The sequence below is a fragment of the Escherichia sp. MR genome, from assembly GCF_005280595.1.
GTDB lineage: Bacteria > Pseudomonadota > Gammaproteobacteria > Enterobacterales > Enterobacteriaceae > Escherichia > Escherichia ruysiae.
Genome location: NZ_SZVK01000040.1, coordinates 20,420 through 41,665, shown reverse-complemented (window position 1 = coordinate 41,665; position 21,246 = coordinate 20,420). Strand labels below are relative to the sequence as shown.

Here is a 21,246-nt window from a genome sequence, read left to right as displayed (position 1 = left end):
ACCAAGTTCGAATCTGAAGTGTACATTCTGTCCAAAGATGAAGGCGGCCGTCATACTCCGTTCTTCAAAGGCTACCGTCCGCAGTTCTACTTCCGTACTACTGACGTGACTGGTACTATCGAACTGCCGGAAGGCGTAGAGATGGTAATGCCGGGCGACAACATCAAAATGGTTGTTACCCTGATCCACCCGATCGCGATGGACGACGGTCTGCGTTTCGCAATCCGTGAAGGCGGCCGTACCGTTGGCGCGGGCGTTGTAGCTAAAGTTCTGAGCTAATTACTCGTTAATTAGTTTTGAATTGAAAAGGGCGCTTCGGCGCCCTTTTTGCATATGAAAGCTGGGACGCGAATATTCGTAATTTTATCTGTGCTAAATATCTAATTCATAAATATTACTAGATACACATATTTTTAATGCGAATATATTAAATTTAATAAAACTTTATTTATTCAGGCTTTTTTCTGATTTTTATTTCTTTGTTTTATTCTATGTTGAAGCGTTCCATTAAAAAGTAAATAATTTCATTGAAGGACTTAATGTCTTGAAGTATTTTTTAATACGTCAAAAGGGATAATAATGAAATTAAATACATTTACCAAATCAATGATTGGTATGGGGTTGATTTGCTCCTCTTTACCAGCATTTGCTTTGGAAGCATGGAATAACCAACAAGGTGGAAGTAAATATCAGGTTATTTTCGATGGTAAGGTTTATGAAAATGCCTGGTGGGTTTCTTCTACAAATTGCCCCGGTAAAGCGAAAGCAAATGATGCAACTAACCCGTGGCGTTTAAAGCGTACGGCAACGGCTGCTGAAATTAGCCAGTTTGGCAATACGCTTTCCTGCGAAAAGAGCAGTAGCTCATCTTCTTCAACTTCAAATACGCCTGCATCCAATACGCCAACTAATGGTGGTTCAACTACACCAGCACAAGGTACTGTTCCATCAAATTCATCTGTAGTTGCCTGGAATAAACAGCAGGGCGGTCAGACCTGGTATGTCGTCTTTAATGGCGCGGTATATAAAAATGCCTGGTGGGTAGCCTCTTCTAACTGTCCGGGCGATGCGAAAGGCAATGATGCCAGCAACCCATGGCGTTATGTCCGTGCCGCTACGGCAACGGAAATCACGCAAACCAGTAATCCACAGTCCTGTACTTCAGCACCACAGCCTGCACCGGACGTTAAACCGGCTCCTGATGTTCAGCCAGCCCCAGCTGATAAGTCAAACGACAACTATGCTGTCGTAGCCTGGAAAGGTCAGGAAGGTTCTTCTACATGGTACGTTATCTACAACGGCGGCATTTATAAGAACGCCTGGTGGGTAGGCGCGGCAAATTGCCCAGGCGATGCGAAAGAAAACGACGCCAGCAATCCATGGCGCTATGTTTGTGCGGCAACGGCAACAGAAATCACTCAGTATGGCAATCCAGGCTCCTGCTCTGTTAAGCCGGACAATGGTGGTGCTGTGACTCCGGTTGATCCGGCGCCGGTAACACCAGATACTCCGGTTACCCCAACTCCGGATAACAACGAGCCATCAACACCAGCGGATAGCAGTAACGATTACTCATTACAGGCATGGAGTGGTCAGGAAGGTAGCGAAATTTACCATGTTATCTTCAATGGTAATGTCTATCAGAATGCCTGGTGGGTTGGTTCTAAAGATTGCCCGCGTGGCACCAGCGCTGAGAACTCCAATAACCCATGGCGTCTCGTGCGTACAGCTACCGCTGCGGAAATGAGTCAGTACGGTAACCCGACTACCTGTGAAATTGATAACGGCGGCGTTATCGTTGCAGATGGCTTCCAGGCCAGTAAAGCGTACAGTGCGAACAGCATTGTAGATTATAACGATGCGCATTATAAAACGTCAGTGGATCAGGACGCGTGGGGCTTTGTTCCTGGCGGCGATAACCCGTGGAAGAAATACGAATCGGCAAAAGCGTGGTCTGCATCGACAGTCTACGTGAAAGGCGATCGTGTGGTGGTTGATGGTCAGGCATATGAAGCCTTGTTCTGGACACAAAATGATAACCCTGCGCTGGTTGCGAACCAGAACGCCACCGGTAGCAATAGCCGCCCGTGGAAGCCATTGGGTAAAGCACAGAGCTATAGCAGCGACGAGCTGAAAAATGCGCCAGAGTTTAATCCAGCGACGCTTTATGCCAGCGATACGCTGATTCGCTTCAATGGCGTGAACTATATTTCTCAAAGTAAAGTGCAGAAGGTTTCACCATCTGACAGCAACCCGTGGCGTGTCTTTGTTGACTGGACCGGAACCAAAGAGCGCGTAGGTACGCCGAAGAAAGCGTGGCCGAAACACGTATATGCACCGTATGTCGACTTTACGCTGAATACAATCCCGGATCTGGCTGCGCTGGCTAAGAATCATAACGTCAACCACTTCACGCTGGCGTTTGTGGTGAGTAAAGATGCGAACACCTGTCTGCCGACATGGGGTACTGCTTACGGTATGCAGAATTACGCTCAGTACAGCAAAATTAAAGCTCTGCGTGAAGCAGGCGGCGATGTGATGCTGTCTATCGGTGGTGCTAATAACGCTCCGCTGGCGGCTTCCTGTAAGAACGTTGACGATCTGATGCAGCATTATTATGACATCGTTGATAACCTGAATCTCAGAGTCCTGGCCTTCGATATCGAAGGCACCTGGGTTGCGGATCAGGCATCTATTGAACGTCGTAACCTTGCCGTGAAGAAGGTGCAGGATAAATGGAAGTCAGAAGGCAAAGATATTGCTATCTGGTACACCTTGCCAATTCTGCCGACTGGCTTGACGCCGGAAGGAATGAACGTCCTGAGCGATGCCAAAGCGAAAGGTGTTGAGCTGGCGGGTGTGAACGTGATGACCATGGACTACGGTAACGCAATTTGTCAGTCTGCAAATACCGAAGGCCAGAACATCCACGGTAAGTGTGCAACGTCGGCGATTGCCAACCTGCATTCACAATTGAAAGGCCTCCATCCCAACAAGAGCGATGCAGAAATTGACGCCATGATGGGCACCACGCCGATGGTTGGCGTGAACGACGTTCAGGGTGAAGTTTTCTATCTCTCTGATGCTCGTCTGGTCATGCAGGATGCGCAAACTCGCAACCTCGGCATGGTAGGTATCTGGTCAATCGCGCGTGATCTGCCGGGCGGCACTAACCTGTCTCCGGAATTCCACGGTCTGACTAAAGAACAAGCTCCGAAGTACGCATTCAGTGCGATCTTCGCGCCGTTTACTAAGCAGTAAATTTGCTGGCGATACTTTCTGGTATCGCCGCATTTTTTGTCAATGGGCTACATTTTTGTAGCCCATTATTTTTATTCATATTTCTATTTTTTGATTAAAAAAGAGTCTTTTCGTAATTGAAATAAGAACTATTTTCATTTATTTTTGAAGAAAGTATACGGGAGTCTCTATGTACGTTTGTCTTTGTAATGGTATCAGTGATAAAAAAATTCGTCAGGCTGTGCGCCAGTTTTCTCCCCACTCGTTCCAGCAATTAAAAAAATTTATTCCGGTTGGAAACCAGTGCGGTAAATGTGTCAGAGCCGCACGTGAGGTGATGGAGGATGAATTAATGCAGCTGCCGGAGTTTAAGGAGTCCGCATAAAACGGAGTGTGTTTTTTGACTTACTCGTAAGCCGTTCTACGCTTCAAAGAGTGGAAGCGAAGGAGTCAAAAAATGAAAGGTGATACTAAAGTTATAAATTATCTCAACAAACTGTTGGGAAATGAGCTTGTCGCAATCAATCAATACTTTCTCCATGCCCGGATGTTTAAAAACTGGGGGCTCAAACGTCTCAATGATGTGGAGTACCATGAATCCATTGATGAGATGAAACACGCCGATCGTTATATAGAGCGCATTCTTTTTCTGGAAGGTCTTCCAAATTTACAGGATCTGGGAAAACTAAACATTGGTGAAGATGTTGAGGAAATGCTGCGTTCTGATCTGGCACTTGAGCTGGATGGCGCGAAGAATTTACGCGAGGCAATTGGTTATGCCGATAGCGTTCATGATTACGTCAGCCGCGATATGATGATAGAAATTCTGCGTGATGAAGAAGGCCATATTGACTGGCTGGAAACGGAACTTGATTTGATTCAGAAAATGGGCCTGCAAAATTATTTGCAAGCACAGATTCGCGAAGAAGGCTAAGCCATGTCGGGAGGGACATTCCTCCCGGTTAATAAGAGATCCAGACCAGATACGTCAGGTTTATCATACTACCGAGCGCAAGCCACGGGCCGAATGCAATTGTGGTGATGGTCTGACGCTGCCACAGTTGTGATGCGATGGCGTAAAAAATGCCTCCCAGCGAGGCAATAAGTAATATCATTGGTAGCGTTTGCCAACCACACCACGCGCCTGCAGCGGCCAGTAGCTTGAAATCACCGTAACCTAATCCCTCTTTGTGGCATACAAACCACACCCCCCAGAAAACACACCACAGTACCCCATATCCAGCTACCGCGCCGTAAATCGCATCATGTAAATCAACTAATCCAGACTGCGCATTAAATAACAAGCCAAGCCAGAGCAGTGGCAAGGTGAGTTTGTCGGGCAGGAGCTGGGTACGAAAATCAATAACACTGAGCGTGAGTGCGAAGCAGAAGTAGAGAAAGAGTGCGCCAGTCACGATCGGCATGAAAGGTGCCAGGGCGCAGGCGATTGCCGCAACCACGCAAAGTGCCATAGGCAACGTGTCATGCCAGACATATTTTTTTTGCCTGAAATGAACCAAAACCTGGCGAAAAGTTAACGCCGTTTTATCCTCCAAAGGCGAGAGGTGATAGGCCACGGCATTCACCAGGTAACCAGCAATAAAGCCAGCCAGAATGAAGAGCGGCAGTAGCATTGTCATTATTGTTGCCCTCTGAAGGATAAATGCCTGAGGGTGATCTCTTCGTTTCCGGCAAGGGTAAATTGAAGATCCTCAATAACAATACCGTATGTTATCTGTGCCGTAGTCAGCCAGCGGGAGACGTTTTCGAGGGGGAATGTGGCAGGATGAATTGTCAGCGTATCGTCCGGGCCATTCTCTAGCGTAATAGCTAAATTCTCACGCTTTGCTTCCTCAAGAAGGATATTTTTGACCGATTGTCTGAGCGTGGGATGGTCAAGTAATCCATGTGCACTCGCCTGGTCTTGCATCCATTTAATATCCTTTTTAATTTTTTGTATGCGGGATTGATGATCCGCAATGTAGTTATCGATAGGTTTTATTACCGCAAGCCAGCAGAAAACGCAGAGCGAGAGAATCGCCAGCCCCATAATAATTTGTTTTTCCGATGGGGATTTTTCAGCCCACCATAATTTAATCATTTCCCTGTGCTCCTTACTGTCCATACACCACTGACCGGATCTTTTTCTGTTTTTTCCATCGGAAGCCAGGACTGTGTTAACTCACAGAAACGATCAATATTGCCTTCGTTTTTCGAACTTATTTTCAAAATCAGTGATTTTTGCTTCTGACTGTAATTGGCTTCCATTAATTGCAGTTCAGGATGTTCCAGTAAGAGTGTTTGCAAATGATGGAGCAATGGCACCGCTTCAGGATATTGCTGGGCGAGTTGCTGCTTGAAGTAAAAACGAAAGTTGTGCGTTCGTTTGATCTGCGGGAAATATTGTTGCCAGGTTTCCTGCTGTTGTTGCTGAAGCTGGTCTTCAATCCCAAGCGTCTGCCATAGAACGATTCCCCGACTACCAGCAAAAGAGAGAATGGCAAAAATGAGACTGCTTACTGCCAGCCTGGCGAGCCATTTTCCCGATCTGCTGACAGTTTTCTGTTTGCGAAAAACACCATGCAGCATGTCGTAGTGCTGGAGAGAATGATTGGCAGAATAAAAACGTAATGCTGGAGATTCTGCATGTTGGATAAGCGAATCGACCGGCACGATATCTGGAGCCGCTGTGCCAAAACAGATGACATTTTCAGGAGAAAACTGGGTGGCAAGATGCTGTAACCAGCGTTCATCAAGCTCGTTGAAGGCATGTGCAGCACTGCGAATCAGCCAGCTCGTTTGCTGGTTAACCAGAGTCCAGGAGCCTTCTTTCCAGGGAAGGTAACAACCATCTGGCAAAACCCGCGTCACGTTTAATCCGGCAGTGTGTAAACGGTCAAGATAACGACTGAGTTTTTCCGACTGGATACCTATCACTTCCACTCGGTCATTTTGTTTATCAACAACCGTCCAGTGCCAGTTTTGGCTGGCGTCGGGTAACGTCTCCTCCGCCAGCCACTGTAATGTTTGCGCGGTGAGTTTGTATTTGGCGTTGGGCAACGTGAGTGAACGATATAAAAGACCTTCCGGTGGGATCAGAAGATGAACATTTCCTGCACCGGGCTGATCGGCCAGCGACTCCAGCGGAAGATCGTCTGTGAGCGTATGTACTGAAGATACGCTATCTGCGGAGTATGTCATCCACTCCCATTGCTTACGTAGCGTCGAGGAAGAACGTATTACCATCAACGATTCAGGCATCACGATCCTTATGATTAATAGAGTTGCAGCGTACGCCGATAGATTTGGGCGCTCTGCTGTTTACGGTTGAAGAAAATATGGCTCTGCCATCCCTGGGATTGCTCGTCGCTGATACTTTCCGTATTCAGCGTAAAATAGCGGCTATAGGGAAAGAGATGTTCTTTCACCTGAGAAACCAAGGGCTTCACGCCGGAGAAATCCTGCTGTGCCCAGTAGAGAAATGCATCTGTGGTTAACCAGCCTTCCTTTGGTCGCTTTTGTAATAAGACCTGTGCGTCCGCGTCCGTGATATTGTTGAGAAATAATGCTCTTAATAACGGGATATCATTCTCAGTTAACATATTAAGATTAATGTTGAGTTCAGTGGTTGGGAGGACGCAGACATAAGGAATAATTCGCTGGTAGGCGTTCTCGGTTATTCCTTTTATCTGACGGAGTTCACCAGTCAGAAAAAGCATCTGATTGGCGCTATGGCGAGGTGGCATCTGGCTTTGGTAAAAGTTGTCTTCTGCGCCGTGAAAGCGTGGTGAATCATCAGCGTCGATATAGTCGGCGATAGATTGCATGATCTCATCGGTGTTTGCGCGATCGATTCCCGCGTTGATCAGCAAAGCGCCGAAAACCTGCGCGGGGAAATCCGGGATTGCCAGTGGATCGTCGGAGACTTTTGCCAGGGCATTGAGATTGAAACAGTGCTGAGCATCGTGTAGCTGCCACTTCACCGTATTGCCATTGTCCAGCTGTATCTGTTGTGGCTGCGCCCAGTACTGCTGCAACGTGGTCTGTCTGTCGTTATCTTTAACATCCTGAGTGAGGCTGGCAAGAGCGAGTTTCTCCGCCAGTTCAATATCATATTGTCGTTGTAGGTGATGGTTTACCTGGCGAGTTCGCTGAAGCTGGTTGTGAAAACTCAGTGTCATATCCGCAGCCAGAGCGGACATGAGCGCCAGTAACATGAGTACGATGAGCAGCGCGACGCCACGTTGTTCAATATTCATGTTATTCGCCCCTGGCCTGGTTTTGCTGCGGAGACTCTTCTCTTGTTAATAGCTCCGGCAAAGCAAAACGACGCTGTAACGCGCCATACTGCGGGGTATTCAGATGAAGAGTGACGGAGAGGGGAAGCTCCTCGCTTTCCCCGTTGTTACTTTCCAGAAGGAAGCCTTCGACATTTTCCAACATTGCCTGGGCGGGTTGATCCTTCATGCTATCGACAGAGGTACGAACCGCGCGGTAGAGCGTATGATTTCGTAGATACCAGTGAACTGTTTGTAAGGTTTGCGCTTCATTGAGAGGAGTCTGTGGATCGCGACTCTGCGTGGTGAAAATGGCCTCTTCACCCAAAACTATGATTTTGTCCGTTCCCCGATTCCGGCGAATGACAAGTTGCAGGAGATCGTTATCAAGAATGGTGATGGCGCGCTGAAGCTGATTGAACTGCTGGATTTCTTTCTGTGAGCGTTGATGCAACTCGGAAGCTTGCGAAAAAATCATAAACGCCAGCACGCTAAGCATTGAGAAAATCGCCAGCGCCGCCATGACTTCCAGCAATGTGAAACCCTGCTGGCGATTAATCATCTTGCGCCTGCCCGGATTTATTATCGATATTTTGATAACGCGTAAGAGAGGTTGTCTGACCGCTGGGTAATGTAACGGTTATGGTGCGTTCCAGAAGCGTACCATCTTTGCTTGAGTGGATATCGCTGCGCCAGTTCCACTCTTCGCCATTTATTATCTCTTTGCCAGAACTGGACGTGTTTTCCTCGTCGAATGTATCTTGCAACTGAAGTTGGTTATCCGCTATCCACAACGCCAGCGTCTCGTTAAGCATCCGCTCGATGGCATTTCTTTGCCCTTGCATACTGCTCATTAAGGTCAAAGCAACTGTGGTGAAAATGCTCATCGCCAGTAAGACTTCAAGTAATGTCATCCCTGATTGTTTGTTCATGGCCGGGTATCTCTGGCAAGCGTTTGATCCAGTGGCCATGTCCCTGAGCATACCAGTGTCAGGAGTGGCTCACCGGTCTCCTGGTTAGCAATCAATATGGAGAATGGGGTGATTTGCCCATCGGCCAGAATCACCACCTGCGGTTGGCTGCTGTCATCCGATTTAAATGGCTGGGTGTGAATCGCAATTTCATCACTCCAGTGATTTTCGCTATCGTCATCCGCATCCTCTTTGAGCGGGATCCAGAGCCAACTTGACGAATTTCTGGTTGGTGCCATAAGACGCCAGCCTGAATCAGATAAATGGATACCGACCGGCTGCCCGTGAAGCGTGGCGCGGTCGACGGCCAGTTCAAGCGCAGCGGTAAATTGCGCTGCTGTTTCGCGCGCACGGGTGCTGGCGGTATCTTCCCGACCATATGTGAAGAGCACCACGCTTGCCGTGATAGCGACCAGCGCCAGTACCAACATCATCTCCAGCAGGGTAAACCCGCGTTGCTGATTCATCGCTGACTTATTTTTTCTTCTTGCTCAAACCCCAGTTGGTAATGTCGTCCTCGGTTCCCATTTCACCGTCCGGTCCAGCGGAAAGGAGATCGTATGCACCGTGTTCACCAGGATTAACAAGGACATAATCATTGCCCCAGGGATCGGCAGGCAGACGCTTGATATAACCTTCCTTGTTATAGTTTGCGGCCAGCGGTGGCAGCGTCGGCGCTTCGACTAAGGATTCAAGCCCCTGATTTGTGGTTGGATAGCGATGATTGTCGAGTTTGTACATATCCAATGCATTTTCCAGCGCCACGATATCGCTGACGGCTTTTTGTTTATCCGCCTTTTCTTTATTGCCCATCAGGTTGGGAACCACCAGGCTGGCAAGTACACCAATGATGACAATAACCACCATAATTTCCAGTAATGTAAAACCGCGTTGCTTATCCGTTGCGTGCATATATTTTCCTTAATTAATCATTGAGTTAAGTTGAAGAAGAGGTTGGAGTACCGAGACGACGATAAACAGGACGATCAGTGCCATCGTAATAATGAGTGCCGGTTCGAAGAAGATGGAGAGCGTTAAGGCGATTCGGTTTTGTTGCAGCGTCTCCTGGTTATCCGCTGCCCTGACCATTAATGTGCCGAGCTGCCCGCTTTTTTCGCCAGAGGCCACCATGTAGAGCATCATTGGCGGGAAGATAGCCGTTTGCTCCAGCGAAAGATGAATGTTGTTACCCTGGCGAACGTTCTCTGCCGCATTTGCCAGGCGTTGGCGAATTTCGAGGTTGCTGAGGCTTTCGGTGGATAAATTCATCCCATCAAGCAGAGGGACTCCGCTGGATTGTAAAATACTTAAGGTGCGGAGATAGCGTGCACTGTTTATGGCGCAAATCAGTGGACCAATGAGCGCAACACGCAGCAGCATGGCATGAAAACGATGGCGGTTATTGCCGCGTTTTAACCAGAGCCAGAAACCTACAGCGACAATAAACACCGTCGCTAATAATGTCGGGTCGGTACGTTGCAACGTGTCGCTCAGACCTAAAAGAATGCGTGTACTCAGCGGCAGTTGCTGTTTCATATGCACGAACTGTTCGGTAATTTTGGGCACGACAGCAGTGAGGAGAATAATCACGACCACAATCGCCACCGTGGTGAGCATGCAGGGGTAGATCAGCGACTGAATGAGTTTGCTGCGGATTTTCTGCCGGTTTTCATTGTAATCAGCCAGTTTTTCCAACACCGGAGCCAGAAGCCCGCTCTTTTCGCCCGCTTTGACCAGGGTACGGTAGAGCGAATCGAAAAGCGTGGGAAAATGCTGTAATGCATCGGAAAGGGGATGCCCTTCAAGGATGGCGCTACGTACCTGATTTAACACGTCAGTCAGTCGTTTATTACTGCTTTGCTGACCGATTACGGCAAGGCTCTCTTCCAGGGGTAATGCCGCCGCGCTTAAGGTTGCCAACTGCCGGGTGAAAAGCGTCAGTTCACTATGGCTAATCCTCGGGCGACGCGTTTTTACTCCCGAACTTTTTTGGGGGCGAATATCCAGCAGGAAAAGCCCTTCTTCACGCAGCCGCAGCCGCGCCTGACGTTCATCGTTAGCATCAATGATCCCCTGCAATTTTTGACCATCCTGGGTCATGGCGCGATAGCGATAATTCATGCTTCACTCTCCAGCGTGACGCTGGCGACGCGCATCACTTCATCCCAGGAGGTGTCTCCACTTATCACTTTGTGCAGGCCATTTTTGATTAAGGCATTGTGTTGCTGCCGAACCAGTCGCTCCAGAGTTTGTTCATCCACATTTTCATGAACAGCAGCTCGTAATTCCGGTGTAATAACCATCATTTCGTGGATCGCCATGCGCCCCAGATAGCCGGATTGATGGCAGTGAGGACAGCCTACGGGAGTGCCAATCGTAGTAACAGTTAGCTGGTGATGTGTAAACATCTGCGCTTGTTGGGGGGATACTGGAGTGAATTGTCGGCATTGTGGACAAAGACGACGAACCAGCCGTTGCGCGATAATTCCTGCCAGGGAAGACGAAAGTAGAAATGATTCGACGCCCATGTCGCGGAGCCGGGTCACTGCGCCTGATGCGCTGTTAGTGTGGAGTGTTGAGAGCACCAGATGGCCGGTGAGCGAAGCCTGAACAGCAATCTGCGCGGTTTCTGTATCACGAATTTCCCCAATCATCACAACATCCGGATCCTGGCGAAGAATGGCGCGCAAGCCGCGAGCGAAAGACATATCCACTCGGGTATTCACCTGCGTTTGTCCTATGCCTTCCAGTTCATATTCCACGGGATCTTCTACCGTCAGAATATTGCGGCCAGGGGTATTAAGCGCCGAAAGAATGGCGTAGAGCGTGGTGCTTTTACCGGAACCTGTCGGCCCGGTCACCAGGATAATACCGTGCGGAAGCTGAATGAGATTTTCTAAATCCTGCTTATCCGCAGCCGTCATCCCCAGATTGTTCAATGAAAGCTGGAGGCTGTTTTTATCCAGCAGGCGGAGCACGGCGCGTTCACCATAGATGGACGGCAGTGTGGATACGCGGACATCTATGTTACGTCGCCCGATACGCAAACTGATTCTTCCATCCTGCGGAATACGTTTTTCGGCGATATCAAGCCGAGCCATGACCTTTATTCGGGAGATAAGCAACGCTGCCAGTTTTTTGTTTGGCTGTAAAATTGTCCGCAGAACGCCGTCAATGCGAAAACGGATCGACATTGTTTTTTCATAGGTTTCTATGTGGATGTCGGAGGCGGTTTCTTTAATAGCCTCACTTAAAATGGCGTTGATTAAACGGATAACCGGTGCGGCTGAATCTTCATTCAGTAGATCTTCATTCGCAGGCATTTCTTCTGAGAGGGAGAGGAGATCGACGGATTGATCAATATCCTGCGCAATCTGTTGCGACTCACCAGTGTTCTGATGGAATACCGCTTCCAGCCGTGCTTCAAAATCAGCCTGCGACAAGCGGGTCATGGTATGGCACTGACCAACCTGGCGCTGAATATCGAGTAACTGCTCGAATGGCGTACCGGCGAGATAAATAATCTCCCCCTCTGAATAGAGATAACCGACTCTTTGTGCCATTGCCCAACTGGCAGGGTATGGTGAGTGAATTCTCATGTGAATGCCTCACCGCGACGATGACACAGGGGGGGCTGTTGAACGTGTTTTCATCCAGCACCGGTAAATCTTCAGAGCCAACCAATGTTTTTGATTTCGCGTCTATTCGTTGTTGTTGCTCCTGACGGTAGCGGGTGTATTTATCTTTCGACAGTGAGCGATAAACATCATCGTCACGGATAATCGTCGGTCGGATAAATACCATCAGGTTGCGTTTGGCGCGCTCGGTCGAGGTATAGCGGAAGAGTTGCCCCACTAAAGGAATATCGCCAAGTAAAGGAACCTTTGACACTTGCTCTTTAGAAAAATCATCCAGCAATCCGCCCAGGACTACCGTTTCACCGGTTTTGACCAGCACGGCGTTTTGAATAGTTCGGGTATTGAATGTCGGGCCGAGCGTCGAATTAGACGAAGAGTCAACGCTGGAAACCTCCTGCTCTATTTCGAGCAGTACCGCGTCGCCTTCATTGACCTGCGGAGTGACTTTGAGTTTTGTGCCCACCGTTTTGCGTTCGACGGTATTAAAGACGTTATCCCCAGAAGTGGTCTGGGAGCCGGATAGCACCGGCACATCCTGACCAACGTTGAAGGACGCGAGTTTATTATCCAGCGTTACGATGCTCGGGGTGGCGAGGATATCATTTTTATTGTTACTAGCCAGCGCAGTCAGCAATACGCCCCAGTCGCCATTGAAGAAGCCTGCGGCCATGCCATTGTAGGCGCTAAACATATCCCAGGCAGGATTCGCGCTGGTGATCCCGCCATTCTTTTTATAATCAGCCACACCTTGCGCAGCGTTAAATATCGGTAATCCTGTATTGGTAAATTGCTGTGCGCCAACGTTTTTGTTCGCCCATTGCACGCCGAGGTTAAGTCCATTTCCATCCTGAACTTCGACGATGATCGCCTCAACCAGCACCTGTGCACGACGAATATCCAGACGCGCAATTACCGTGGTGAGTTTTTCCTGGACGGATTGGTCAGCGGTAATGACCAACGAGTTGGTCTGTTCATCGGCGGTAATGGCAACATTATCCATCGCAGAAGAAGACGAAGGCTTACGCGCATTTCCTTTTTCATCTTTCAGCTTTTCGGAAACGCCGGTCAATACTTCGACCAGATTTGTGGCTTTAGCATATTTCAGGTAATAGACCCGGGTATTTCCTTCCTCGCTCTCTTCTACATCAAGTGTTTTCAGTAATGAGGTGATGCGCTGACGTGCTTTTTCCGGCCCGCTGATGATAAGAGAGTTGGTTCGCTTATCCGCCACAATCTTCGCGGAAAGGAGGGCAGGCATCTGGCTTTTACCGTGGCTTTCGCTGATTAATTGATTAAGAATCTCGGCGAGATCTTTCGCTGACGCGTATTCCAGATGAATAATTTGCTGCTTCTCTGTGCCGATGACATCAACGCGCTTTATCACTTCAATCAGTTTATTAATGGTGGAGGCACGACCGGTCAGAATGAGAACGTTGGAGGGTTCATAATGCACAACGTTACCGACGCTGCCGCCATCCATCATTTGACGCAGCAGGGGAGCCAGGTCACGAGCAGGAACGTTCTCAAGCGGTACGATTCGGGTGACCAACTCATCACCTATGCCTGGACGATAACTGTCAGCAATCATTCCTGGCGATGTTTTTACATTAGCTGAGCGCACCACTTTCAGAAAACCATTGTCCAGCGTGATGACGGAATAGCCGTAAAGATCAAGAATGCTCAAAAAGAACTGGTAGTACTCTTGCTGACTAAACGTATCATTGCTGCGTACGGAAATGGTTCCTTGAACCGAGGGATCAATCAGAATTGTTTTACCCAGATGCTGGCTTACAATTTCCACGAACTGACGGATATCAGCATTATTGAAATTGGCCCCGTATTGTTCGTTCTCAGTATGCCCGACGGAAGGCATAAGTAGCGCCGCCAACAGGCAACATGTGATTTTATTTAATCCCTTCATCACTCTGTCCATTCATTCCAGTAAGTTCCCTGACGGAAACATTTATCAAGCGGGGTACGCCGTTGCGACGAATTGTAAACTGAGCGCTCTGTTGGGTTAGCAGTAAACTTAATGCCTGGGAAACCTCATCAGGGAGGGTCAGTGAAAGATTGTTGATTCTAAGGGCGACATCGCCAGGTTGCAGTAAGCTGGTAGCAAATGCATCGCGCCCTTTACGCGGATTCAATCGAAGGCCAAATAATTGATCCCCGTCACGAATAGGCGTCGCGATAATAAAATCTGCGAGCACACTTTGAGTATCAGAGTCAGGTTTCTCGATAACGTCCGGTAATCCCGGATGAAGCGTGACTTTTTCGAACTGTCCGTGAGTTTCAAAAACCACGCTGGTTTTATTTATTTTTCGGATGAATGTTGCCGGTGCTGACTCCAGGGCATCGTTCAGGGCATATCGCTTTTGTTCTGCGCCTTCATTAACTAAAACATAAGATGTCTCATCATTAGACGTCAGAATGATACCACTGAGTACGACAGAAAGCTTTGGCGTTTCTTGTTGGGCAGAAATCAGATGTGTGTCTTTTATACCCGCGTTACTGCCATTACGCCATAAACCCGCAAGGTTGAAATCAGATTTAAATGCGCCACCTGGTTGGTTAATGATTTGTGCATTTTTGACCAGGTTTGTGTGGAAATAATTTATATTAAAAATAACCGCCACCACACTTATGGATATCATCAATATATAAATGACTGTGCGTCTATTATGAATTGCCAGATGGAAGGAGAAAGGTAGGGTTGGCACGATATATATTCTAATAAAATAAATTGGGTGGGTTGTATATTGACGTTACTATAAATAGTATTAATGCTGGTTGAATGAATCAAGCGAAATTTATTTATATTCAGTTAACGCATTAATATCAATAAATGCATTCGTTATTTTTATGATTAAGGATAATCGATTATTAATACAGGAAGTATTATGTCTACAAGAAGAGAAGTTATCCTTGCCTGGCTTCGTGAGGAGAATCGATCCTGGCGGATATGCTATCTGTCGGGCGAGGCCGGAAGTGGAAAATCCTGGTTAGCGAAGCAATTGCAAAATGATACCCATCGTCGAGTGATTACTTTAAGCCTTGTCGTGTCCTGGCAAGGTAAAGCTGCATGGGTTGTTATTGACGATAACGCAAATAAAGAAGGAAGCCGCGATCTCGCCTGGAGGCGAGATGAGATGGGCGTGGAATTACTGCGGACGTTCCAGCAAGTGGAAAGCCGTAATCCTCTTATTATTGTTGAAAATGCTCATCTGAATCACCGTTGTGTTCTCGATGATATCCAACGCGCGAGGAGCCTTATTCCCGATTGTCAGTTTTTGCTCGTTGGCAGATCAAATCGAAAAGTTGAACGTTACGTTGAAGCCAGAGGCATTGAAATAATTACGTCAGGAGTACTGACAGAACACGAACTTCGACAAAGTATCCTTGAAGGACACCACATCGACCAGCCCGATGCCCTGTTAACAAGTAAGGTACTGAAGCGGATCGCTGCACTTTGCAGAGGTGATCGCAGAAGGCTGGCGCAGGCAGGCGAAACAATTTGCTTATTACAACAAAGCGAGCAGACCAGCGCATTCACGGCAAAACAATGGCGAACAATTTACCGGGCATTGGGTGATAAGCGGAGCCGGAAAATGTGTTGGGCTGGGGGGATGAGTGGAACCGTAATTGCTCTTGTCGGTGGTTGGCTGATGCTGTCCTCGTTTATATCTCCCTTACCGATTCCTTCGTGGTTGATGCCAGTAGCGCCATCAATAAAAGAAGAGATGACACAGGATATTTTCCGTACAGTGATGCGCGATAGTGATGCGCTAAGCGTGTTATATGGTGTGTGGGGGTACGATGTTCCGGCCGATTCAGCCTGGTGCGACCACGCTATTAGAGCAGGCCTGACTTGTAAAAGTGGTAAGGCGTCACTTCAGGCGTTAATAGATCAGAACCTGCCCTGGATAGCGTCGCTTAATGTCGCAAATAAAAAATTGCCCGTCGTCGTCATTCGGGTCGGCGATGACTCTATAGATGTACTTATAGGGCAGCAGACCTGGACGCTAACGCGTAAATGGTTTGAGACGGTGTGGGCGGGTGATTATCTCCTGCTATTGAAAATGTCTCCGGAAGGTGAAAGCACAATTACGCGCGACAGTAGCGAGGAAGAGATTCTTTGGCTGGAAACAATGTTGAATCGTGCTCTCCATATTTCGACTGAACCCTCGACAGAATGGCGACCGCTGCTGGTAGAAAAAATTAAGCAATTTCAGAAGATTAATCACTTAAAAGCTGACGGCGTTGTTGGCTCTTCAACATTGGTGCATCTCTGGCAGGTGGCAGGGGAGAGCGCGTATCTATATCGGGATGAAGCCAATATTTCCCCGGGCGAAACAGGGAAGGGAAAATAAGATGTTTGAATTCTATTTTGCCGCACATCAGCAGCGAGAAAGTGGTCAGCGAGTAACTGTCCAGCTACAAAAACATGGCAAAACGAAGTATGCCATTTGGGCGCTGGTGACAAGCCTTTGGTTCGCAGGAATGGTGTTGGCTGGGGGGTATGCCCAGCAGTTATGGGCGATATGGATAGTTAAAACGGAAAATTCAGTAGAAGAAGCACCACCTTATAAACAATCAACACAACATTATTTCTTCAAAAAACAGCCATTGCCTATCGTCGTCGAACCTGCCGAGGATGACGCGGACGAAGATGCCACGATAGAAAATGAGGCGTCGTCTTCAGAGGATGAAGGTACAGCTACAGGAGAAAGCGAGGAAAAAGCCGGTTTAAGAGAGCGAGTGAAAAATGCACTCAATGAGTTACAGCAATAATCTGCCCGTTGTTTACTTTACTAGCAATACGCTTGCGTTCGATGGTTAAGTATGTATAATGCGCGGGCTTGTCGTAGTTGACAGCAGGTTCAATCTGAACCTCAGTTAGCCGAATTTGGCTACCTAACAATGCTCCCAATCGGGGAGCTACGTAAGAACGGTTACACTCTCCCATCAATCGTAATGGGTCTGAGGAGTAATCATTTTCGTTTATAAAATAATTGGAGCTCTGGTCTCATGCAGAACCAAAGAATCCGTATCCGCCTGAAAGCGTTTGATCATCGTCTGATCGATCAAGCAACCGCGGAAATCGTCGAGACTGCCAAGCGCACTGGTGCGCAGGTCCGTGGTCCGATCCCGCTGCCGACACGCAAAGAGCGCTTCACTGTTCTGATCTCTCCGCACGTCAACAAAGACGCGCGCGATCAGTACGAAATCCGTACTCACTTGCGTCTGGTTGACATCGTTGAGCCAACCGAGAAAACCGTTGATGCTCTGATGCGTCTGGATCTGGCTGCCGGTGTAGACGTGCAGATCAGCCTGGGTTAATCAGGTCATTGAGCGATTGAGAGGTTGAAACAATGATTGGTTTAGTCGGTAAAAAAGTGGGTATGACCCGTATCTTCACAGAAGACGGCGTTTCTATCCCAGTAACCGTAATCGAAGTTGAAGCAAACCGCGTTACTCAGGTTAAAGACCTGGCTAACGATGGCTACCGTGCTATTCAGGTAACCACCGGTGCTAAAAAAGCTAACCGTGTGACCAAGCCTGAAGCTGGCCACTTCGCTAAAGCTGGCGTAGAAGCTGGCCGTGGTCTGTGGGAATTCCGCCTGGCTGAAGGCGAAGAGTTCACTGTAGGTCAGAGCATTAGCGTTGAACTGTTTGCTGACGTTAAAAAAGTTGACGTAACTGGCACCTCTAAAGGTAAAGGTTTCGCAGGTACCGTTAAGCGCTGGAACTTCCGTACCCAGGACGCTACTCACGGTAACTCCTTGTCTCACCGCGTTCCGGGTTCTATCGGTCAGAACCAGACTCCGGGCAAAGTGTTCAAAGGCAAGAAAATGGCAGGTCAGATGGGTAACGAACGTGTAACCGTTCAGAGCCTTGACGTAGTACGCGTTGACGCTGAGCGCAACCTGCTGCTGGTTAAAGGTGCTGTCCCGGGTGCAACCGGTAGCGACCTGATCGTTAAACCAGCTGTGAAGGCGTAAGGAGATAGCAATGGAATTAGTATTGAAAGACGCGCAGAGCGCGCTGACTGTTTCCGAAACTACCTTCGGTCGTGATTTCAACGAAGCGCTGGTTCACCAGGTTGTTGTTGCTTATGCAGCTGGTGCTCGTCAGGGTACTCGTGCTCAGAAGACTCGTGCTGAAGTAACTGGTTCCGGTAAAAAACCGTGGCGCCAGAAAGGCACCGGCCGTGCGCGTTCTGGTTCTATCAAGAGCCCGATTTGGCGTTCTGGTGGCGTGACCTTCGCTGCTCGTCCGCAGGACCACAGTCAAAAAGTTAACAAGAAGATGTACCGCGGCGCGCTGAAAAGCATCCTGTCCGAACTGGTACGTCAGGATCGTCTGATCGTTGTCGAGAAGTTCTCTGTAGAAGCGCCGAAAACTAAGCTGCTGGCACAGAAACTGAAAGACATGGCTCTGGAAGATGTGCTGATCATCACCGGTGAGCTGGACGAAAACCTGTTCCTGGCTGCGCGCAACCTGCACAAGGTTGACGTACGCGATGCAACTGGTATCGACCCGGTTAGCCTGATCGCCTTCGACAAAGTCGTAATGACTGCTGATGCTGTTAAGCAAGTTGAGGAGATGCTGGCATGATTCGTGAAGAACGTCTGCTGAAGGTGCTGCGTGCACCGCACGTTTCTGAAAAAGCGTCTACTGCGATGGAAAAATCCAACACCATCGTACTCAAAGTTGCTAAAGACGCGACCAAAGCAGAAATCAAAGCTGCTGTGCAGAAACTGTTTGAAGTCGAAGTCGAAGTCGTTAACACCCTGGTAGTTAAAGGGAAAGTTAAACGTCACGGACAGCGTATCGGTCGTCGTAGCGACTGGAAAAAAGCTTACGTCACCCTGAAAGAAGGCCAGAATCTGGACTTCGTTGGCGGCGCTGAGTAAGTCGGAGGAGTAATACAATGGCAGTTGTTAAATGTAAACCGACATCTCCGGGTCGTCGCCACGTTGTTAAAGTGGTTAACCCTGAGCTGCACAAGGGCAAACCTTTTGCTCCGTTGCTGGAAAAAAACAGCAAATCCGGTGGTCGTAACAACAATGGCCGTATCACCACTCGTCATATCGGTGGTGGCCACAAGCAGGCTTACCGTATTGTTGACTTCAAACGCAACAAAGACGGTATCCCGGCAGTTGTTGAACGTCTTGAGTACGATCCGAACCGTTCTGCGAACATCGCGCTGGTTCTGTACAAAGACGGTGAACGCCGTTACATCCTGGCCCCTAAAGGCCTGAAAGCTGGCGACCAGATTCAGTCTGGCGTTGATGCTGCAATCAAACCAGGTAACACCCTGCCGATGCGCAACATCCCGGTTGGTTCTACTGTTCATAACGTAGAAATGAAACCAGGTAAAGGCGGTCAGCTGGCACGTTCCGCTGGTACTTACGTTCAGATCGTTGCTCGTGATGGTGCTTATGTCACCCTGCGTCTGCGTTCTGGTGAAATGCGTAAAGTAGAAGCAGACTGCCGTGCAACTCTGGGCGAAGTTGGCAATGCTGAGCATATGCTGCGCGTTCTGGGTAAAGCAGGTGCTGCACGCTGGCGTGGTGTTCGTCCGACCGTTCGCGGTACCGCGATGAACCCGGTAGACCACCCACATGGTGGTGGTGAAGGTCGTAACTTTGGTAAGCACCCGGTAACTCCGTGGGGCGTTCAGACCAAAGGTAAGAAGACCCGCAGCAACAAGCGTACTGATAAATTTATCGTACGTCGCCGTAGCAAATAATTTTAGAGGATAAGCCATGCCACGTTCTCTCAAGAAAGGTCCTTTTATTGACCTGCACTTGCTGAAGAAGGTAGAGAAAGCGGTGGAAAGCGGAGACAAGAAGCCCCTGCGCACTTGGTCCCGTCGTTCAACGATCTTTCCTAACATGATCGGTTTGACCATCGCTGTCCATAATGGTCGTCAGCACGTTCCGGTATTTGTAACCGACGAAATGGTTGGTCACAAACTGGGTGAATTCGCACCGACTCGTACTTATCGCGGCCATGCTGCTGATAAAAAAGCGAAAAAGAAATAAGGTAGGAGGAAGAGATGGAAACTATCGCTAAACATCGCCATGCTCGTTCTTCTGCTCAGAAGGTTCGCCTTGTTGCTGACCTGATTCGCGGTAAGAAAGTGTCGCAGGCTCTGGATATTCTGACCTACACCAACAAGAAAGCGGCTGTACTGGTTAAGAAAGTTCTGGAATCTGCCATTGCTAACGCTGAACACAACGATGGCGCTGACATTGACGATCTGAAAGTTACGAAAATTTTCGTAGACGAAGGCCCGAGCATGAAGCGCATTATGCCGCGTGCAAAAGGTCGTGCAGATCGCATCCTGAAGCGCACCAGCCACATCACTGTGGTTGTGTCCGATCGCTGAGACTCTGGAGACTAGCAATGGGTCAGAAAGTACATCCTAATGGTATTCGCCTGGGTATTGTAAAACCATGGAACTCTACCTGGTTTGCGAACACCAAAGAATTCGCTGACAACCTGGACAGCGATTTTAAAGTACGTCAGTACCTGACTAAGGAACTGGCTAAAGCGTCCGTATCTCGTATCGTTATCGAGCGTCCGGCTAAGAGCATCCGTGTAACCATTCACACTGCTCGCCCGGGTATCGTTATCGGTAAGAAAGGTGAAGACGTAGAAAAACTGCGTAAGGTCGTAGCGGACATCGCTGGCGTTCCTGCACAGATCAACATCGCCGAAGTTCGTAAGCCTGAACTGGACGCAAAACTGGTTGCTGACAGCATCACTTCTCAGCTGGAACGTCGCGTAATGTTCCGTCGTGCTATGAAGCGTGCTGTACAGAACGCAATGCGTCTGGGCGCTAAAGGTATTAAAGTTGAAGTTAGCGGCCGTCTGGGCGGCGCGGAAATCGCACGTACCGAATGGTACCGCGAAGGTCGCGTACCGCTGCACACTCTGCGTGCTGACATCGACTACAACACCTCTGAAGCGCACACCACTTACGGTGTAATCGGCGTTAAAGTGTGGATCTTCAAAGGCGAGATCCTGGGTGGTATGGCTGCTGTTGAACAACCGGAAAAACCGGCTGCGCAACCTAAAAAGCAGCAGCGTAAAGGCCGTAAATAAGGA

Annotated in this window: 24 protein-coding genes and 2 pseudogenes; 14 read left to right on the top strand and 12 right to left on the bottom strand. The window is 48.6% G+C overall.

The features are described 5' to 3' along the window. The 4 genes and pseudogenes from tuf to bfr form a co-directional block, all read left to right on the top strand. A pseudogene (gene tuf, locus FC814_RS16330) lies at positions 1-279 on the top strand (elongation factor Tu); the annotation flags it as partial. Between the two features lie 300 nt (positions 280-579). Continuing rightward, a complete protein-coding gene (gene chiA, locus FC814_RS16325) occupies positions 580-3,261 on the top strand; it encodes a bifunctional chitinase/lysozyme (protein WP_137326190.1) in 2,682 nt (893 codons plus the stop codon). Positions 3,262-3,430: 169 nt separating this feature from the next. Then, on the top strand, positions 3,431-3,625 hold the full coding sequence (gene bfd, locus FC814_RS16320; protein WP_000289085.1) for a bacterioferritin-associated ferredoxin: 195 nt from the start codon (positions 3,431-3,433) through the stop codon (positions 3,623-3,625). Between the two features lie 72 nt (positions 3,626-3,697). Continuing rightward, positions 3,698-4,174, top strand: a complete 477-nt coding sequence (gene bfr / locus FC814_RS16315) for a bacterioferritin (RefSeq protein ID WP_000675504.1) — start codon at positions 3,698-3,700, stop codon at positions 4,172-4,174. A 28-nt stretch (positions 4,175-4,202) separates the two neighbouring features. Here the strand turns inward: bfr and FC814_RS16310 are convergent, their stop codons facing one another. The 12 genes and pseudogenes from FC814_RS16310 to gspC form a co-directional block, all read right to left on the bottom strand. Further along, positions 4,203-4,880, bottom strand: coding sequence for an A24 family peptidase (locus tag FC814_RS16310; RefSeq protein WP_000178153.1), 678 nt, complete (start codon positions 4,878-4,880; stop codon positions 4,203-4,205). Next, positions 4,880-5,341, bottom strand: a complete 462-nt coding sequence (locus tag FC814_RS16305; RefSeq protein ID WP_105280490.1) for a type II secretion system protein M — start codon at positions 5,339-5,341, stop codon at positions 4,880-4,882. Before FC814_RS16305 ends, FC814_RS16310 begins: the two co-directional genes overlap by 1 nt. Continuing rightward, complete coding sequence (gspL, locus tag FC814_RS16300; RefSeq protein WP_105280489.1) at positions 5,338-6,501, bottom strand: type II secretion system protein GspL; 1,164 nt, start codon at positions 6,499-6,501, stop codon at positions 5,338-5,340. The genes FC814_RS16305 and gspL overlap by 4 nt, the downstream gene beginning before the upstream one ends. Before the next feature lie 14 nt (positions 6,502-6,515). Continuing rightward, positions 6,516-7,499, bottom strand: coding sequence for a type II secretion system minor pseudopilin GspK (gene gspK, locus FC814_RS16295; protein WP_001019676.1), 984 nt, complete (start codon positions 7,497-7,499; stop codon positions 6,516-6,518). A gap of 1 nt (position 7,500) precedes the next feature. After that, positions 7,501-8,079, bottom strand: a complete 579-nt coding sequence (gene gspJ, locus FC814_RS16290) for a type II secretion system minor pseudopilin GspJ (protein ID WP_137326189.1) — start codon at positions 8,077-8,079, stop codon at positions 7,501-7,503. Then, positions 8,072-8,449, bottom strand: coding sequence for a type II secretion system minor pseudopilin GspI (gspI, locus tag FC814_RS16285; protein ID WP_137326188.1), 378 nt, complete (start codon positions 8,447-8,449; stop codon positions 8,072-8,074). The genes gspJ and gspI overlap by 8 nt, the downstream gene beginning before the upstream one ends. Then, positions 8,446-8,955, bottom strand: a complete 510-nt coding sequence (gspH, locus tag FC814_RS16280) for a type II secretion system minor pseudopilin GspH (RefSeq protein WP_137326187.1) — start codon at positions 8,953-8,955, stop codon at positions 8,446-8,448. Before gspH ends, gspI begins: the two co-directional genes overlap by 4 nt. 7 nt (positions 8,956-8,962) lie before the next feature. After that, a complete protein-coding gene (gene gspG / locus FC814_RS16275) occupies positions 8,963-9,400 on the bottom strand; it encodes a type II secretion system major pseudopilin GspG (RefSeq protein ID WP_000543367.1) in 438 nt (145 codons plus the stop codon). 9 nt (positions 9,401-9,409) lie between these two features. Beyond that, positions 9,410-10,609, bottom strand: a complete 1,200-nt coding sequence (gene gspF / locus FC814_RS16270) for a type II secretion system inner membrane protein GspF (RefSeq protein WP_137326186.1) — start codon at positions 10,607-10,609, stop codon at positions 9,410-9,412. Beyond that, positions 10,606-12,087, bottom strand: coding sequence for a type II secretion system ATPase GspE (gene gspE, locus FC814_RS16265; RefSeq protein WP_137326185.1), 1,482 nt, complete (start codon positions 12,085-12,087; stop codon positions 10,606-10,608). Before gspE ends, gspF begins: the two co-directional genes overlap by 4 nt. A gap of 34 nt (positions 12,088-12,121) precedes the next feature. Beyond that, a pseudogene (gene gspD / locus FC814_RS16260) lies at positions 12,122-14,047 on the bottom strand (type II secretion system secretin GspD); the annotation flags it as partial. After that, positions 14,031-14,846 (bottom strand): type II secretion system protein GspC, encoded by an 816-nt coding sequence (gene gspC / locus FC814_RS16255; RefSeq protein ID WP_137326184.1) that lies wholly within the window; start codon positions 14,844-14,846, stop codon positions 14,031-14,033. The pseudogene gspD and the gene gspC, both read right to left, overlap by 17 nt. A gap of 180 nt (positions 14,847-15,026) precedes the next feature. Between gspC and FC814_RS16250 the strand changes: the two genes are divergently transcribed. The 10 genes from FC814_RS16250 to rpsC all read left to right on the top strand — a co-directional run bounded on the left by FC814_RS16250 (position 15,027) and on the right by rpsC (position 21,243). Beyond that, positions 15,027-16,496, top strand: a complete 1,470-nt coding sequence (locus FC814_RS16250) for an ExeA family protein (protein WP_137326183.1) — start codon at positions 15,027-15,029, stop codon at positions 16,494-16,496. A 1-nt stretch (position 16,497) separates the two neighbouring features. Then, complete coding sequence (locus FC814_RS16245) at positions 16,498-16,917, top strand: general secretion pathway protein GspB (RefSeq protein ID WP_105290749.1); 420 nt, start codon at positions 16,498-16,500, stop codon at positions 16,915-16,917. Between the two features lie 237 nt (positions 16,918-17,154). After that, positions 17,155-17,466 (top strand): 30S ribosomal protein S10, encoded by a 312-nt coding sequence (gene rpsJ / locus FC814_RS16240; protein ID WP_001181004.1) that lies wholly within the window; start codon positions 17,155-17,157, stop codon positions 17,464-17,466. Between the two features lie 32 nt (positions 17,467-17,498). Further along, positions 17,499-18,128 (top strand): 50S ribosomal protein L3, encoded by a 630-nt coding sequence (gene rplC / locus FC814_RS16235; protein ID WP_000579833.1) that lies wholly within the window; start codon positions 17,499-17,501, stop codon positions 18,126-18,128. 10 nt (positions 18,129-18,138) lie between these two features. Then, positions 18,139-18,744, top strand: coding sequence for a 50S ribosomal protein L4 (rplD, locus tag FC814_RS16230; protein ID WP_000424395.1), 606 nt, complete (start codon positions 18,139-18,141; stop codon positions 18,742-18,744). Further along, positions 18,741-19,043 carry a 50S ribosomal protein L23 gene (rplW, locus tag FC814_RS16225; protein WP_000617544.1) on the top strand — a complete coding sequence of 101 codons (303 nt, stop codon included), beginning with the start codon at positions 18,741-18,743 and terminating at the stop codon, positions 19,041-19,043. The genes rplD and rplW overlap by 4 nt, the downstream gene beginning before the upstream one ends. Positions 19,044-19,060: 17 nt before the next feature. After that, positions 19,061-19,882, top strand: a complete 822-nt coding sequence (rplB, locus tag FC814_RS16220; RefSeq protein ID WP_000301864.1) for a 50S ribosomal protein L2 — start codon at positions 19,061-19,063, stop codon at positions 19,880-19,882. Between the two features lie 16 nt (positions 19,883-19,898). Then, complete coding sequence (gene rpsS, locus FC814_RS16215; RefSeq protein WP_001138117.1) at positions 19,899-20,177, top strand: 30S ribosomal protein S19; 279 nt, start codon at positions 19,899-19,901, stop codon at positions 20,175-20,177. A gap of 14 nt (positions 20,178-20,191) precedes the next feature. Next, complete coding sequence (gene rplV, locus FC814_RS16210) at positions 20,192-20,524, top strand: 50S ribosomal protein L22 (RefSeq protein ID WP_000447529.1); 333 nt, start codon at positions 20,192-20,194, stop codon at positions 20,522-20,524. A 17-nt stretch (positions 20,525-20,541) separates the two neighbouring features. Further along, on the top strand, positions 20,542-21,243 hold the full coding sequence (gene rpsC, locus FC814_RS16205) for a 30S ribosomal protein S3 (RefSeq protein WP_000529945.1): 702 nt from the start codon (positions 20,542-20,544) through the stop codon (positions 21,241-21,243). Positions 21,244-21,246: the final 3 nt, after the last annotated feature.

Coding starts and splice junctions, on each gene's coding strand:
- FC814_RS16245 (WP_105290749.1), top strand. CDS start 16,498: ATGTTTGAATTCTATTTTGCCGCACATCAGCAGCGAGAAAGTGGTCAG.
- rplC (WP_000579833.1), top strand. CDS start 17,499: ATGATTGGTTTAGTCGGTAAAAAAGTGGGTATGACCCGTATCTTCACA.
- rpsC (WP_000529945.1), top strand. CDS start 20,542: ATGGGTCAGAAAGTACATCCTAATGGTATTCGCCTGGGTATTGTAAAA.
- bfd (WP_000289085.1), top strand. CDS start 3,431: ATGTACGTTTGTCTTTGTAATGGTATCAGTGATAAAAAAATTCGTCAG.
- gspK (WP_001019676.1), bottom strand. CDS start 7,499: ATGAATATTGAACAACGTGGCGTCGCGCTGCTCATCGTACTCATGTTA.
- gspG (WP_000543367.1), bottom strand. CDS start 9,400: ATGCACGCAACGGATAAGCAACGCGGTTTTACATTACTGGAAATTATG.
- gspJ (WP_137326189.1), bottom strand. CDS start 8,079: ATGATTAATCGCCAGCAGGGTTTCACATTGCTGGAAGTCATGGCGGCG.
- FC814_RS16250 (WP_137326183.1), top strand. CDS start 15,027: ATGTCTACAAGAAGAGAAGTTATCCTTGCCTGGCTTCGTGAGGAGAAT.
- gspI (WP_137326188.1), bottom strand. CDS start 8,449: ATGAACAAACAATCAGGGATGACATTACTTGAAGTCTTACTGGCGATG.
- rplV (WP_000447529.1), top strand. CDS start 20,192: ATGGAAACTATCGCTAAACATCGCCATGCTCGTTCTTCTGCTCAGAAG.
- chiA (WP_137326190.1), top strand. CDS start 580: ATGAAATTAAATACATTTACCAAATCAATGATTGGTATGGGGTTGATT.
- gspE (WP_137326185.1), bottom strand. CDS start 12,087: ATGAGAATTCACTCACCATACCCTGCCAGTTGGGCAATGGCACAAAGA.
- gspL (WP_105280489.1), bottom strand. CDS start 6,501: ATGCCTGAATCGTTGATGGTAATACGTTCTTCCTCGACGCTACGTAAG.
- gspF (WP_137326186.1), bottom strand. CDS start 10,609: ATGAATTATCGCTATCGCGCCATGACCCAGGATGGTCAAAAATTGCAG.
- gspH (WP_137326187.1), bottom strand. CDS start 8,955: ATGAATCAGCAACGCGGGTTTACCCTGCTGGAGATGATGTTGGTACTG.
- rplB (WP_000301864.1), top strand. CDS start 19,061: ATGGCAGTTGTTAAATGTAAACCGACATCTCCGGGTCGTCGCCACGTT.
- FC814_RS16310 (WP_000178153.1), bottom strand. CDS start 4,880: ATGACAATGCTACTGCCGCTCTTCATTCTGGCTGGCTTTATTGCTGGT.
- bfr (WP_000675504.1), top strand. CDS start 3,698: ATGAAAGGTGATACTAAAGTTATAAATTATCTCAACAAACTGTTGGGA.
- rplD (WP_000424395.1), top strand. CDS start 18,139: ATGGAATTAGTATTGAAAGACGCGCAGAGCGCGCTGACTGTTTCCGAA.
- FC814_RS16305 (WP_105280490.1), bottom strand. CDS start 5,341: ATGATTAAATTATGGTGGGCTGAAAAATCCCCATCGGAAAAACAAATT.
- rplW (WP_000617544.1), top strand. CDS start 18,741: ATGATTCGTGAAGAACGTCTGCTGAAGGTGCTGCGTGCACCGCACGTT.
- rpsJ (WP_001181004.1), top strand. CDS start 17,155: ATGCAGAACCAAAGAATCCGTATCCGCCTGAAAGCGTTTGATCATCGT.
- rpsS (WP_001138117.1), top strand. CDS start 19,899: ATGCCACGTTCTCTCAAGAAAGGTCCTTTTATTGACCTGCACTTGCTG.